The organism is Shewanella sp. UCD-KL12, assembly GCF_001957125.1.
GTDB lineage: Bacteria > Pseudomonadota > Gammaproteobacteria > Enterobacterales > Shewanellaceae > Shewanella.
In genome coordinates this window covers 209,828-223,820 of sequence record NZ_MPHJ01000005.1, presented here as the reverse complement: position 1 = coordinate 223,820, position 13,993 = coordinate 209,828, and the positions used below count along the sequence as shown (strand labels likewise).

The 13,993-nt window shown below is 42.9% G+C and carries 14 protein-coding genes and 1 tRNA gene; 7 read left to right on the top strand and 8 right to left on the bottom strand.

Going from position 1 to position 13,993, the window contains the following annotated elements; all coding sequences use genetic code 11:
- The first annotated feature begins 200 nt into the window (after window positions 1-200).
- The gene (locus BM736_RS11755) at window positions 201-1,184 is read left to right on the top strand and encodes a chemotaxis protein CheV (RefSeq protein ID WP_076412229.1); all 984 of its coding nucleotides are present in this window, start codon (window positions 201-203) and stop codon (window positions 1,182-1,184) included.
- 3 nt (window positions 1,185-1,187) lie between these two features.
- Here the strand turns inward: BM736_RS11755 and BM736_RS11750 are convergent, their stop codons facing one another.
- Window positions 1,188-1,742, bottom strand: a complete 555-nt coding sequence (locus BM736_RS11750) for a GNAT family N-acetyltransferase (RefSeq protein ID WP_076412226.1) — start codon at window positions 1,740-1,742, stop codon at window positions 1,188-1,190.
- A 25-nt stretch (window positions 1,743-1,767) separates the two neighbouring features.
- Complete coding sequence (locus BM736_RS11745; protein WP_076412224.1) at window positions 1,768-2,286, bottom strand: GNAT family N-acetyltransferase; 519 nt, start codon at window positions 2,284-2,286, stop codon at window positions 1,768-1,770.
- Between the two features lie 128 nt (window positions 2,287-2,414).
- Between BM736_RS11745 and BM736_RS11740 the strand changes: the two genes are divergently transcribed.
- Together BM736_RS11740 and BM736_RS11735 are read left to right on the top strand one after the other, a co-directional pair.
- Complete coding sequence (locus BM736_RS11740; RefSeq protein ID WP_076412525.1) at window positions 2,415-3,842, top strand: PLP-dependent aminotransferase family protein; 1,428 nt, start codon at window positions 2,415-2,417, stop codon at window positions 3,840-3,842.
- A gap of 125 nt (window positions 3,843-3,967) precedes the next feature.
- Complete coding sequence (locus BM736_RS11735) at window positions 3,968-4,213, top strand: hypothetical protein (RefSeq protein WP_076412221.1); 246 nt, start codon at window positions 3,968-3,970, stop codon at window positions 4,211-4,213.
- Between the two features lie 30 nt (window positions 4,214-4,243).
- Here the strand turns inward: BM736_RS11735 and BM736_RS11730 are convergent, their stop codons facing one another.
- Window positions 4,244-4,741, bottom strand: coding sequence for a TlpA disulfide reductase family protein (locus BM736_RS11730; RefSeq protein ID WP_076412218.1), 498 nt, complete (start codon window positions 4,739-4,741; stop codon window positions 4,244-4,246).
- Window positions 4,742-4,903: 162 nt separating this feature from the next.
- Window positions 4,904-5,554 (bottom strand): signal peptidase I, encoded by a 651-nt coding sequence (gene lepB, locus BM736_RS11725; protein ID WP_076412216.1) that lies wholly within the window; start codon window positions 5,552-5,554, stop codon window positions 4,904-4,906.
- 250 nt (window positions 5,555-5,804) lie between these two features.
- Between lepB and yjjG the strand changes: the two genes are divergently transcribed.
- Both yjjG and BM736_RS11715 read left to right on the top strand, forming a co-directional pair.
- On the top strand, window positions 5,805-6,491 hold the full coding sequence (gene yjjG / locus BM736_RS11720; RefSeq protein ID WP_076412214.1) for a pyrimidine 5'-nucleotidase: 687 nt from the start codon (window positions 5,805-5,807) through the stop codon (window positions 6,489-6,491).
- 151 nt (window positions 6,492-6,642) lie between these two features.
- Window positions 6,643-6,733, top strand: a tRNA-Ser gene (locus tag BM736_RS11715).
- Between the two features lie 476 nt (window positions 6,734-7,209).
- Here BM736_RS11715 and BM736_RS11710 read toward each other — a convergent pair.
- Together BM736_RS11710 and BM736_RS11705 are read right to left on the bottom strand one after the other, a co-directional pair.
- Window positions 7,210-9,225: a methyl-accepting chemotaxis protein gene (locus tag BM736_RS11710; protein ID WP_076412212.1), complete on the bottom strand. Its 2,016-nt coding sequence runs from the start codon at window positions 9,223-9,225 to the stop codon at window positions 7,210-7,212.
- A gap of 223 nt (window positions 9,226-9,448) precedes the next feature.
- Window positions 9,449-9,883, bottom strand: coding sequence for a DUF3859 domain-containing protein (locus tag BM736_RS11705; protein ID WP_076412209.1), 435 nt, complete (start codon window positions 9,881-9,883; stop codon window positions 9,449-9,451).
- A 78-nt stretch (window positions 9,884-9,961) separates the two neighbouring features.
- Between BM736_RS11705 and BM736_RS25180 the strand changes: the two genes are divergently transcribed.
- Window positions 9,962-10,132 carry a hypothetical protein gene (locus BM736_RS25180; RefSeq protein ID WP_179079048.1) on the top strand — a complete coding sequence of 57 codons (171 nt, stop codon included), beginning with the start codon at window positions 9,962-9,964 and terminating at the stop codon, window positions 10,130-10,132.
- A 77-nt stretch (window positions 10,133-10,209) separates the two neighbouring features.
- Window positions 10,210-11,178, top strand: coding sequence for a carbon-nitrogen hydrolase family protein (locus tag BM736_RS11700; protein ID WP_306170163.1), 969 nt, complete (start codon window positions 10,210-10,212; stop codon window positions 11,176-11,178).
- Between the two features lie 30 nt (window positions 11,179-11,208).
- Here the strand turns inward: BM736_RS11700 and BM736_RS11695 are convergent, their stop codons facing one another.
- Together BM736_RS11695 and BM736_RS11690 are read right to left on the bottom strand one after the other, a co-directional pair.
- Window positions 11,209-11,601: a gamma-butyrobetaine hydroxylase-like domain-containing protein gene (locus BM736_RS11695; RefSeq protein WP_076412203.1), complete on the bottom strand. Its 393-nt coding sequence runs from the start codon at window positions 11,599-11,601 to the stop codon at window positions 11,209-11,211.
- Window positions 11,602-11,743: 142 nt separating this feature from the next.
- Window positions 11,744-13,777, bottom strand: a complete 2,034-nt coding sequence (locus BM736_RS11690; RefSeq protein ID WP_076412200.1) for a methyl-accepting chemotaxis protein — start codon at window positions 13,775-13,777, stop codon at window positions 11,744-11,746.
- Between the last annotated feature and the right edge of the window lie 216 nt (window positions 13,778-13,993).

The following is a 13,993-nucleotide window of genomic DNA, read 5'->3' as shown; positions in this document are numbered from 1 at the left end:
ATCAATTCATTTCTAATGATAACCAAAGAGGCATCAAGTGGTATTGGTGCTTCTTTATATATTTGGTCCTTTTAAACTTCCTTCCTGGCTGATTAATATACTAAGCGTAAATCCCTTCCTATACTCATAGTTGGCGCTTCTTTTATTGAGAGCTATTTCTCTTTAGCGCTAATCTCTTTAGCGACATGGCACCTTTGAGTATGAATGACATCAAAAAATCAGAGATCCTTACTGAAAGTGGTACAAATGAACTCGAAATTATTGAGTTTCACCTTCATAAAACCTTACCTAATGGTGGCCATAAAGTCTGTCACTATGGCATCAACGTCGCCAAAGTGCGTGAGGTCATAAGGGTTCCTGAAACTGAAGATTACCCTAATGCCCAGGCACATATGGTGGGTGTCTTCTCCTTGCGAGATAACCTCATCCCTTTAGTGGATCTAGCTAGCTGGCTGGGGATCCCAACCTGTGATGACTTGACCAATAAAATCGTGATAGTGACTGATTTTAATAAGATGATTAACGGTTTTTTAGTCGATACCGTATTGAGTATTCATCGTGTTTCCTGGGAGCAGGTTGAGTCGCCGAGTCAGTTTTTAGAGGCTGGAGAGCAAGATTGCGTGGTGGCGGTCGTAAGACGAGATGGTCACCTGATAATGATCTTAGATTTTGAGAAGATCATCGCCGATATTAATCCTGAATTGAGCATGGATAAATATGATGTAACTCAAGATAAGAGCGTGGTGATTAATGACAATATGCTTGCCAAGCGGCAAGCTAAAACCGTGATGGTTGTCGATGATTCTGCCTTTATTCGTAAGATGATTGAAAAAACGCTTCAGTCTGCGGGCTATAACATCTTAGATGCCAAAGACGGTCAGGATGCGCTTGAGATCCTTGAAGACTTTGTTCGTCTGGCAGAGGAGGAGGGAGGCTCTGTCGAAAATTTTGTTGATGCAATCGTGTCAGATGTGGAGATGCCAAGAATGGATGGGCTACACCTGCTGAAGCGACTGCGGGATAGCAGCCACTATGCACAGACGCCGATAGTTATGTTCTCCTCTTTGATGAGTGAGGGGAACCGTCAAAAGGCGCTGCAGCTAGGGGCTAACGACACTATCACTAAACCTGAAATTGGCCGTATGGTTGCTATGATCGATGACCTTGTTGAGCTTAATAAGTGATTATCAGTGATTAAACTCGTCTCTTAGTATCGAGAACAGTGTTAAGTCATGATAGCTGCCTTTCCAAAAGCTATGCTGCCTTAACAGTCCTTCCCGGCTAAAACCAAGTTTGCCTAGTATGGCCTCAGAGGCGTGGTTACCAGTCATAGTGTACGCTTCTATACGATTAACATGTTGCGGGCAGTGAGTAGAGAAGCAGAACTCAATGACAGCTTGAAGGGATTCAGTGGCAAACCCTTTTCCCCATGTGCTTGGGCAGAACTCATAACCAATGACTGCCGTATGTCGGTCCGCTTCAAACCGATTAATACCGCAGCCACCAATATACTTGCTACTCTCTTTTTGTCTAACTGCCCATCTGAGCATCAAGCCCTTAGCGTATTTACCAGCATCTGAATTAATCAAGGAGGCTGCTTGGTCTATCTCTTGGAACTGTTCAATATCGTAGTATGTGAGCACGCGTGGATTGCTCAGCAGGGCAAACACTGAGTCTGTATCTGCCAGCGTGGTTTCATTCAATAATAGCCTTGTGGTTTCTAGCTTAGGAAACGGCTCCATCACAACCCCTTTTTATCGTATTGGCTTAGCTTTTTAAGAAGATTTCATATCGATGTATGGTGAATTCATCTTCTTGGTATTGGCTGTGATAGCGCATGCCTAACTTTGTTAACACCTTAATAGAACCTAAGTTCTCAGCTACTGCATCACCGACAACTCGATCAAGCGCCATATGCTGTTTTGCATATTCGATACAGGCCTGATTCGACTCTGTGGCATAGCCCTTACCCCAGTGAGTAGGGTGAAAGCGGTAACCAATATCAACGGCCTTGATATGGGCATCATTTTTAAAACCACAAAATCCAATGACCTCATTGGTCGCTTTTAGTACCACGGCCCAACGACCATAACCGAACTGTTTATACTCTTTTAGCCAGATGTTACTGATGATGTATTCAGCATCTTTAATGTTGCTACACTTGCCTGCATCACCAGTAAATTTGTTGACCTCTTCGGGGGCATTAAATTGATAAACGGCTTTGGCATCATCGAGATTAAACTCTCGAATGATGAGGCGCTCTGTCTGGGTTATGACTCTACTCATTCTTCACTCACCTTCATTTTCTATTTTAAATTTCATGACTAACTGTATTGGCTTTTACTTTATATGGAGCCTTAAACCCAAAACAGATACAGTTAATAGTTATAAAAACCAATACAGATGGTGATGCCGTGGCTAAATTTAAGTATAAGCAGATCGTTGATGAGATTATTCGTGGGATTGAGGCGGGCATCTATTCTGAGGCTATTGGCTGTAATAAGCTTGAGTCTGTCAGGTGCTACGCAAGGGATAAAGGTGTTGGGATATCGACTGTGAGTCAGGCATACCATGAGTTGGAGCGGCAAGGTTGGATACACTCAGTGCCTAAACGCGGCTATTTTGTCGTTAAAAAGCGCATGGTGTCTCCGCCTGACTATGGCGCTCGTATTAATCGGGTTCATGCTCAGCTTGATTTAGCCAATGCAGTGCAATACTCGTTTAACGACCCTGATATTTTGCCACTTTCATGTACAGCGCCTTGCACCGTTATTGATCAAGAGTTGGTGCTTAATCGCTTACACAAGCAGGTTATAAAGCACCGCCCCTATAAACTCTTGATGCAAGATCCTATCGAGGGACTCAAAGAGCTAAGGCATGAAATTTGTCGTCATCTGTTACGTTCGGGTCAAGTTTTTGCTAAAGAGCGAGTTTTGGTGACTAACGGTAGGCAAGAGGGGCTACTGTTGGCATTGACTGCCGCAAAAGCGATAGGAAAAACGGTGGCGGTTGAGTCGCCAGTATCGTTTTTCTTTCAGGCGATCCTAAAGCAGTTTAATGCCGATGTGATAGAAGTTCCCATGCAAGTGAGTTACAAAAGTGAGCTGGCATTGCTTTCAAAAGCATATCAAGAGCAGCCTTTTGATACTTATCTGGTGAATCCAAACTTTGCCGATCCTACTGGCCGGGTATTGTCCGTTGAGGAAAAAAAGTCGCTGATTAATTGGGCTGAAGATCATGATGTCACCTTGATTGAGTATGATCGTGGTGAGCTATACTTTGGTGCTTCTCGCCCTGTCACTATCGCGAGTTTAGTGGCAGAAACTTCCTCTTGTAGTGTTATTAGCATAGGTGATTTTTATGACACTATTTCACCAGCCATAAGTTTAGGTTATCTGTTGTGTATTAATACCTTTGATCAATGCCAGTTTGCTAAACAAATTCTTAGCGAAGAGCCGAGTATTGCACTGCAGTATATGGTGGCTAACCTCTTGTCATCAGGGGAGTATCATACGCTGACAGGTAAGCTCAGGGCGCAGATGAATATCAATTATCAAAAAACAAAACGTTTACTGGATGAGCGAATTGATGACTCTGTGTATATGAGTGAGCCAACGGGTGGGCCCTGTATCTGGTTTAAATTGCCAGAAGGAAGATCTGCTGAAGCCTTGTGGTCATTGGTTATCCAGCAAAAGCTCTCGATTGCTCCTGGGGCTATGTTTTCATTTACATCTAATTACGACAGCTATTTCAGAATTACTTTTGCTCTGCCATGGAATGAGAAAATGGAGTCAGGTGTTAACCATCTTGCTGAGATCATCAATGAATTTATAACGAAATAAGCACGCTAACGTCCTGTTATGCCTAGGGTGTTATACCTAGAGTGTTAAGTAGCCGTTCAGCTTGTTCTGGTAGAGTATACCGTATGCAGTGTTCTACTGCGTTACTAGTACAAAAGGATGACTGAATGATAAAAAACATGATGCCTAACCTAATCCAAAAAACAGTGGTGATAGCCTGTTCATTTATCTTCTCTACTAGCTTGGCATTTGCGTCTAATCATACTGCGGTGACAGCATCGTTGGTAAAATCAGAAATCGATGGCACTGTGCTTATCTGTCAATACCGCACCATGCAGCAAGCGCACTTTAAAGTACTTTTCAGCAATCAAACCTGCCCTTTATCAATACAGGTTGCCCACAAGAATAGCTGATAGGTGTTATTCCTAATCTTGCTTGAATTGTTACCACTGTATTTCAGCTAAAGGGTTTTCACCTTCGCCGATTATGGTCTTAACAACAGTATTTTTAGCATCTAGCAAGATAAGCCTAGGCACTCCTGCGTTGGCAAACTTAGCGTAGATGCTTCTATCGGTATCGGCAATCAAGGGGAAGTTTATCTCATAATCAGTAGCAAACTTGTCTAACGCCTCTCTATTATCTTCGCGGCCTATCGCGATGATATCTACATTTGGATCAAGGTTGAGATCTGATGCCTCTAGGGCTTTCATCGCGCGTTGGGAGTCTGGACACCAAGTTGCAAATAGCACTATTAATTTGGCATTACTCGACTGGTTAAGATCAATCAAATTACCTTGAATATCGGTAAATTCAGTCACTGGAACCAGCTGTCCCGCTTCTACATAAGTAAGGTACTCAAGGTGTTTACTATCTGTTGTCGATGCACAACCTGAGATGATAAGGGTCAAAGAGAGGAGTGAGGCGGAAATGAGCTGCTTCATCGCAAATCCATTTAATAGAAAGTGGCATTAAAATAGCAAATTTCGGCATTAATACCAATTCGATTAAGGAGTTGACCAGATGTTTAATGCAACTGGTATTATCCCAAGCCCATGACATAAACAAAACTGAACCCGCGCTCAAGTTTTGCAGCTTTATTCCCTCTAGAGAGTGTGCATAAACCGCTCTGGCCTAAATAGGTAATAATTATCAACGTCATTGGAGAAAGCAACTGTCTTAGCTCTACCTGTGATCTCAGTTCTGGGCACAAAACCTATAACCCGAGAGTCAGCGCTGGCATCGCGATTATCTCCCAGTGCTAGATAGGCATTATCTGGTACACGTACTGGGCCAAAGCTAGCAAGTCGAGAAGGAGTGTCGTGGGTTCTAACCATATGGTCGACGCCTAATAGCCTCTCTATGCTATCGGTTTTGGAAGCTAGCTTGTCTTGTCGCTCGTAGCTCAGCGCCTTGCCATTGATGTAAAGTGTATTTTGTCGCATTTCGACGATATCACCTGGAATACCAATGACACGCTTTACTAATTTTTTGTCAGCCTTGACTGAGTCGAAAATGATGATCTCTCCTCGAGCGGGGTCCGCCATCTTGACCAAGGAGATATGGGTGAAAGGCAGGCGTATATCGTAAGCCATCTTATTAACCAAGAGCCTGTCACCTTCAAGAATAGTAGGCTTCATAGAGCCTGTGGGGACTGAGTTCCAATCGGCCACAGCGCTTCTAAATACCAGCATCAAGGCCACAAAGAGTAAGAAAGAGCGGTTCTGTTTTAGTAACTTGAGTAATCCATTGATCATCTATTCATTCCCTATAAATTTCATATTGCTAGCTGTTCGCTGCACAACTTATGACTACAGGTTTGGCTTATAGGTTCATTTTAAGGGCTTAATTAATGTGTAATAAAAGTAAGCAGATGTAACAGGGGGAATTGTGATTGTGGGATAAGTTCTTGAGGATGTTTGACACTAATGAATCGGAAGATTATTGTCGGCGCACAAACAATGTTTTGTTTATATCAATCGGTATTATTAGGAGCACAAGAAAATAATGAAGTACCAATGGATCTTATTTGATGCTGATGAAACCTTGTTTCATTTTGACGCCTTTAAAGGTTTACAGCTGATGTTTTCAAGATTTGATGTCGATTTCTCTTTATCTGACTTTAAGATCTATCAGGAGGTGAATAAACCGTTATGGGTCGATTATCAAGACGGTAAGATATCGGCGTGTGAACTGCAAAATACCCGTTTTCAGTCTTGGGCCGAGAAGTTATCAGTGCCGACTCAGCACCTTAATAGCGGTTTTTTAGCGGCGATGGCGGATATTTGTAGCTTGCTACCAGGTGCCAAAGAGCTCATCGAGGCACTAACTGGTAAAGTTCAAATGGGGATCATTACCAATGGCTTTACTGAGTTGCAAACAATTCGATTAGAGCGAACCGGTTTATTGCAGAGCTTCTCTCCTGTTGTTATCTCTGAGGAGGTTGGAGTTGCTAAACCTGATGTGGCCATTTTTGAGCATGCTCTAGGTCATATGAACAACCCTGTAAGGGAAAAGGTTTTAATGGTTGGGGATAACCCACATTCAGATATTCAAGGCGGGTTAAATGCAGGTTTTGATACGTGCTGGCTTAACAGTGATGGCCAAGCTATACCTGAAGGCATAACTCCTCATTATCAAGTGGGCTCATTATCTGAGTTGCAAAATCTACTGTTAACTGTGGACAGTAAATAACGCTAGTGAGTTAAAATAAATATAAAGAGCCGAAAAAGCAGCAGTTAAGCCCTTTTTTAAGGGTTTATTGCGTTTTATGATGTTTTCTTGTCCAGTCATGCAATTTAGCTCTTTACATCAAGGTCAACAATCCCTATTATCAGCGGCGTTCGGAGAGATGGCAGAGTGGTCGAATGCACCGGTCTTGAAAACCGGCATGGGTTTGTAGCCCATCTAGGGTTCAAATCCCTATCTCTCCGCCACATTCAGATGAAGCCCCTAGCAGAAATGCTAGGGGCTTTTTCGTATATAAAATCGAAAGGCTCATCACTTCTTATTAGGGATAGTGATGAGCCTTTTTTCGTTTAAAGCAGTTAATAGTTACAAGTAGGTTTGTAGCTCATTAATATAGGGTTCAAATCCCTATCTCTCCGCCACATTCAGATGAAGCCCCTAGCAGAAATGCTAGGGGCTTTTTCGTATATAAAATCGAAAGGCTCATCACTTCTTATTAGGGATAGTGATGAGCCTTTTTTCGTTTAAAGCAGTTAATAGTTACAAGCAGGTTTGTAGCTCATTAATATAGGGTTCCTATTGTTTCAAGTAAGCTATCTCTCCGCATTCATTTCAGCCAAGATTCAGATGAAGCCCCTGGCACTTCTAATAATAAAGAGGGCTAGGGGCTTTTTCGTATGCCTGTAGAGTGAATCATGGGGGCCAAAATTTAAAACCCGCTCACCTATCTGAGTTTAAATCGACTGACCAGCTGTTCGAGTTGCACTGCCTGTGAACTCATCCCTTGGACCTTTTCAGATGTCTGATTAGAGATCTCTAGCACCTCATTTGATGACTCTCTGATAGAGGTGACATCTTTTGCTATCTCATTAGTGGTGACAGATTGCTGCTCTGTTGCTGTGGCGATTGAGGTGATCATAGCTGCCAAGCCACTGGCACCATCGACTATGGTGTCGAGGGACTCGCCGGCTTTTTTTGCTAACTCCACACTTCTATGTGCTTGTTCAGTACCCTCGGTAATGCTGGCAATCGCTACCTTAGTATCGGCTTGAATCGCGCCTATGGACTTGGCGACCTCCTGTGTCGCTTCACTCGTTCGGCTTGCCAGTGTTCTGACTTCATCAGCCACCACGGCAAATCCTCGCCCCTGCTCGCCTGCTCGGGCAGCCTCAATAGCCGCATTTAGCGCTAACAGGTTGGTCTGTTCAGCGATGCCATCAATAACCTGAATCACATCGCCTATCTCATTACTGCGAGTACCCAGTTGATCCACTGTCGCTGCCGCATCGGTGACCATCTCTGACAAGCGGTTTATGCCGTCGACAGTTTGCTTAACTATGTCACCTCCCTCTTGAGCCAGCTCTCCAGATTCAGTTGCATTAGTTGACGCCTGTGCGCTTTGTTGAGCGACTTCAGACACTGTGGCTGACATCTCTTCAGCAGCCGTTGCTATTGCCGTCGTTCGATGCACCTGTTCATTACAACTGGCTGCTGACTCTAGGGTCGCACTTTGGATATCAGATGATGAATTTGCTACTGTCGCAGCCACTGAGTTTATCTCTCTGAGTAGTTCATTGAGAGAATCGGTCATGATATTCATGGTTGAAGCTAAGTTACCTATCTCATCCGGGCGTGTGTCAGTAATAGGTTGAGAGGTGAGGTCGCCTTGGCTAATCTGGTTCGCTAAAGTAAGCACTTCGCCTAAGCGCTTCTTGATGCTAGTCGCAAGCAGATAAGAGATAATGGCTGCTAACAATACACCAATAACTGTAGCGACAATGAGGGTGAAAATCATGCTGTCGAGCAGGTGTAAGGTTTCCTCTAGCGCGTTTGTGGCATCCGTTTGCTCTTCACTTGCCGAAGAGTCCAATATCTCTTCCACTTTCTCAAACAGCGAGTGCTCCATATCATCAATGGCTTTTAATGCCGATGCGCGCCCCGTAGGATCGAAGCGTTCAAAAATTTGATAAGAGTCAGATTTAAGCTTGTTATAAAGCTGCTCAATCTTTTCTAAATTTTTAAGCTCTGCAGGTTTTTGCTCCAGAGGCCTTAATTGGTTTAAGTAATTAACAAACGATTCGGCATCTTTATCGAAAGCGTTTTTTTTGCTGGTATCTCCTGCGGCGAAACTTGTGACTGAGGCTAGCATGTCGCCAGCTTCATCGATGAGCTCCAGATAAAGGCGAACGCCGGGAAGGTCATCTTGAAGTGACTCTTCAAGGTCGGTGGACTGAAGGGCATCCTCGTACTCCTCCTGTTTTAACGTATCTAACAGGTTTTCCAGTTCAACACCCACTGTCGACTCTAACGTTTTTATTACCTCAAATGCCCAAGCTTCGGTATCTGGGTTATAGCGCTGGAATATATCTCTTCGAGTACGCATGGCGTATTCATCTACCAAGCTTTTGATGGTGTCCATCTTATCAATGTCACTTTGTTTGGCAGATTCCAACGGTCTAAGCTTGTTATAAAAGGTATTAAACTCTGCATAGTTCTCTTCAAAGTTGGCCACCTCATCAGTTTCTCCGGTGAGGTACTCGAGAACACTGGACTGCATGTCACCAACTTCATCGAGTACTTGGAGATATAGGATTGCGCCTGGCACATCATCCATCTCTACTTCTGTGGAGATTGCTCTTATTTGATTGCTATTTGTCCAAGTAGTGATAGAGATTAAGATCATCAACAGAATGACGATACCGAAACCTGCATATAAGCGTTGAGCAATGGTGAGGTTCATCGTATTTCCTTTCTCATATCGTGCATTAGCGGCAATTACTTAAGAAAATGACTGCAGTCGTAACGCTTTAAGCAGTTTATTAAGTTAAGCATAACTGGCGGAAATTGCTTATGAGGATTCGCTGGAAATATGCAGGGTAAACGTGAAGCTAAGTTGGTTTAATTAGGGTTAATATCCTCTCAAATGGATTACTTTCGAGAGGCATTTATTTCACTGTTAGAGGTCACAAGCCTCTTCGTTTCCAAAAGGCGGAGATCTGATCTTGCTCCTCTTGCATATGTACCTTGAAGGTCTTTTCTGCGATGACTTTTCCTTTAATCTCTAATGTCATACGCCACTTACCAAGCTTATTGTGCTCAGGGGCCCAAATTGTATCGCCAAGGTAAAACTTCCAATCATTTTCTTTTATAAATACCTCGCCATCGAAAGGCGGGCGTATATTACCGTCATCATCTGGGATATCTGGATGGTAGATGCAGTATCTTAACTTCTGATTTTTGGCTTTTTTTATCTGGGCAATAAAGCCAAATTCAATGTCTATTTCCGCAGGTACGTGAAGGGTCGCTTTTGTTAGTCTCGGTAGCTCATCTTCATGTTCATTCCACTTGGTAAAAATACCGCTATAAATAATCTTAACATCAGGTTTGAGCTTAGACATGGTGGCTGCATTTAAGTTGTTGGCATGATAGTTTATCAAAATGTTTAGCTAAGTACGCGTCAGCAGTGAGAGAAAACAGTGACCCAGAAAACCATTAAGTTTGAATATGAAAAAGAGACTAAAAATAGTGTCCGTTATCAAGAGCTCCCAGAGCCTGGTCAGGCTCCAGTGTTAGGCACTATCTATGTGCAGAAGTGGTTTGCCAGTGACACTAAAAATCTAACGATCACTATAGAAAAAACAGACTAGTAGCTCAATGCGCTAAAGACTGGCTTTATAGCCCCTTTCGTCTAGCTTTAATTTAATAAGATTTTTTAGAGCCAGTTTTGCAGACGGAAGTAATTGATATGTCTAAAGTCGCCATAGTTCAAGAGTCCCCAATAGTATTAAATCGTGAAAAAACCCTACTAAAAGCGGTTCAACTCATTCAAGAGGCTGCCTCCTGTGCAGCTAAGTTGGTCATTTTCCCTGAAGCTTTTATCTCTGGATATCCAGCTTGGATATGGCGTTTAAGGCCGGGGGGAGACTGGGGAACAAATGAGGCATTACATAAGCGATTACTCGATAGTTCAGTCAATATTGAAGCTGGTGAATTAGCCCCATTATGTGAGGCCGCTAAAAAGCATCAAGTGACGGTAGTCTGTGGCTTGAATGAGAGGGGAACAGAGCAAAGCCGGGCCACACTCTACAACACTGCAGTGGTGATTTCTGAAGAGGGAAAGCTGCTCAATCGTCATAGAAAGCTGATGCCTACTAACCCCGAACGTATGGTATGGGGCTTTGGTGATGGCTCTAGCTTAAGAGTGATAGACTCTCCCGTGGGGAGGCTCAGTACCTTGCTGTGCTGGGAGAACTATATGCCGTTAGCTAGGTATACTCTCTACTCTCAAGGTGTAGAGGTTTATATTGCGCCAACTTACGATAGCGGTGATGCTTGGCTTGGCACTATGCAACATATTGCGAGAGAGGGGCGCTGTTGGGTGCTTTGTTGCGGAGTAGCTTTAGAGCGTAGCGATCTGCCGGAGGATTTTCCTGAGAAGGATAGCTTGTACCCTGAAACTGATGAATGGATTAATCCTGGGGACTCAGTGATTGTGGCACCAGGTGGTGAAATAGTGGCAGGGCCATTAAGAAAGCAGAAGGGGATACTCTATGGTGACATCGATTTACAGCAGGCTGCTTTAGCTAAGCGAGTGCTAGATGTTGTAGGCCATTATTCAAGGCCAGATATTTTTACTCTAAATGTAAATACGCAAACACAAACTTCAATAAAGATTAATAAAACCAGATCCTAGGAGCTAGTACCTAGGATCTAACGTATTCAATTAGTTATGGTATTTTACAGCCATGTCGATTAAAGGCTCACGACTCGCTTTTTCTGCACGTAACCTTGCGAGATATTTTTCCCACAGATCAACTTGGTGTGTACCAAGGTCATGTAGTACCTTCCACGAAAATAGACCGGTATTATGACCATCGTCGAAGGTGATTTTAACGGCATAATTACCGACCGGATCGAGGGCGGTAATGTTAACGTTTTTCTTGTGAGTGACTAACACTGGGTTGCCGTGGCCATGTACCTCTGCAGAAGGCGAGTGGACACGAAGCATTTCACAACTGAGTTGAAAGGTCTGGCCATCATCAAATGTGACTTCGAGTAATCGAGATTTTTTCTTCAGCTTGAGTGCAGTGACTTGAGGCGTTTCAGAGTTATTCATAGTTAACCTGATAAAATAAAAACGTGCCAGTAGAGTAGCGCTTTTAGGTGAGTAAATCCCAAATATTGATCAAAACTAAGTGCAATAATACCAATTGGTATTATTTTAGTTTCTAATTCATCTCACCTGCTATGAGTAATCATTAATAACGAAATGAAGCTATCATAGACTTCAAATCATTTGCTTGAGTCGATAGGTGCTCACTGGTTTTTACCATTTCTGATGCACCTATAGAGGTCTGCTCTGCCCCATTCCTGATCATCTGAATATTCTGGCTTATATCTAGTGTAACACTGGCTTGCTCCTCAGATGCTACAGATATCTGGCTGGCCATATCGACGATCTGTTGGCTTGAACCTGCTATTTTTGCAAGGGACTCACCAGAACCCCTCGCTTCAGAAATTGTACTTTCAGCACTTGTTTGACTTGAGTGCATTGCTTTAGCTGCTTCATCTGCACTTTGTTGTAGATCGAGAATGACGGAGTTGATGCTAGATATAGACTCTTGGGTTTTAGAAGCTAGAGCACGTACTTCGTCAGCAACTACGGCAAATCCCCTTCCTTGTTCACCAGCCCTTGCAGCTTCAATAGCAGCATTTAAAGCGAGTAAGTTAGTCTGTTCTGCAATACTGCCTATGACCTCAGAAACTGAGCTAATGGTTGAGCTTTTTTCCTGTAAGGAGAGAATAACCTTAGTAGCGTCATTAATATCATTGGATAGTTTCTCTACATTTCTGACGGTTTGTTGGACATTTTTCTGACCTTCTTTAATCGTGACTTCTGAATCTTGTATCACGCCTAGGCAGCTAGAAGCATTGACGCTAACTTCATTGACGGTTGCGGTCATCTCCTCAATGGCCGTGGCAACGAGTTCAGTTTGTTGGAATTGTTCTTGAACGTTATTATTGGTCTGCTCTGACATTTCTGATGTTTGTAGCGCGGTGTCAGTTAACTGCTTAGAAGCTGTGGAGATACTACTTACTAGCTCTTTTAATTTTGTGTGCATTTTATGCATTGATAGGTACAAACCTTGTGCATTAGAAGTATGGCTAAAGTTTATGTCTAAATCTCCCTGGGCTATGCTATTGGCTATTTCAACCATCTCTGAGGGTTCTCCTCCCAGGGGCTGTGTAACAGAGCGACTAATGATTATCGCAATAATACTACCCATGATGATTGTGAGTATGCTTGATAGAAGTAGAATAAAACTTAAGGTATCACTAGCTTCAACTAGGCTTTGTTGATCGGCTTTGAACAGGGTTGCCTGGGAGGTTCTCATCTCCTCTAAAATACTTTTTATCTCTCTCGCTTTTGGCGCTGCTAGGGTACCTAGCCAATGGTTGGCTATATTCCACTTAGCACTACTACGGGAGTCAAACATCTCTTTGACGTATGGAGTAAAGTCAGCTCTAAACTGTGTGAATTGCTCCCATAACTGCAGTTGGTCAGTAGACATCAAATTGGATAAAAGCTGAATATCTTGTTGTAATTTATTGCTTCTATTCTCTAAATTGAGGTATTTATCCTTAAACTTGGGATCGCCTGAAAGCAGGTAAGCACGAATATTTGCTAAGCTCATAGCAAATGCCGCTCTGCTGTCGGCTAAAACTTTCAGTAACTGCTTATGTTCAATGTCGCTTGAGTTTAGCATCTCACTTTCAATGATTGCTGTGAGTGTTGCTAATGTCTTAGTTGCTGTGGGAGCTGCTTTAGTGAGAAGAAGGTTAAATGAGGGAATGTTCTTATCTGTATGGGCAATATCTTCAATCTGTTGCTGGGCCTGTTTAAATTCTCTAATCGCAGTTTTCATCTGATTGAGGCGATTGATATTTTCTGGAACTGTCCAATTTTCTGCAAAACGCTCCATAGTCGAGAGAGACTGCTCTAGCATCTCCCAGCCTTTCGCCCGTTCATTCTTAAAGAGTTTGGCTTTTTGAGGATCTCCACCCAGAATCAGGTAGCCTCTTAAACCTGATAATGTTTGTGTTATAGAGGCTTCTAGTTTCAAGCCTGCTTGAACTGTTGGGGTTCTGAGTTCTAGCAGCCTAGCCTGTGTCGTATTGATACTTACAATCTGTAAATAGACGATACTTGAGCTGATAATAAAGATAGCGATCACTAAGCCAAACCCAAGCAATAGCTTCTGTCTCACAGTTAAATTGGAGATGGTATCCATACATAATCCCTATGCTTTCATATCGTCGCGTATTTTTTCTACTTAACTATAGTTGAGCTCATAGAATTAGTGATATTTTGAAAAGGAAAATTGAACTAAATCAATTGCTCTTCAAGAGAGATACTTTGAGGGGGGGGGAATAGGTGGTGCGATAATAGTCACGAACTAACCTAGCTTTATGTTAGTTCGTGACTGTTGAGTGAGCCCAAAAGGATG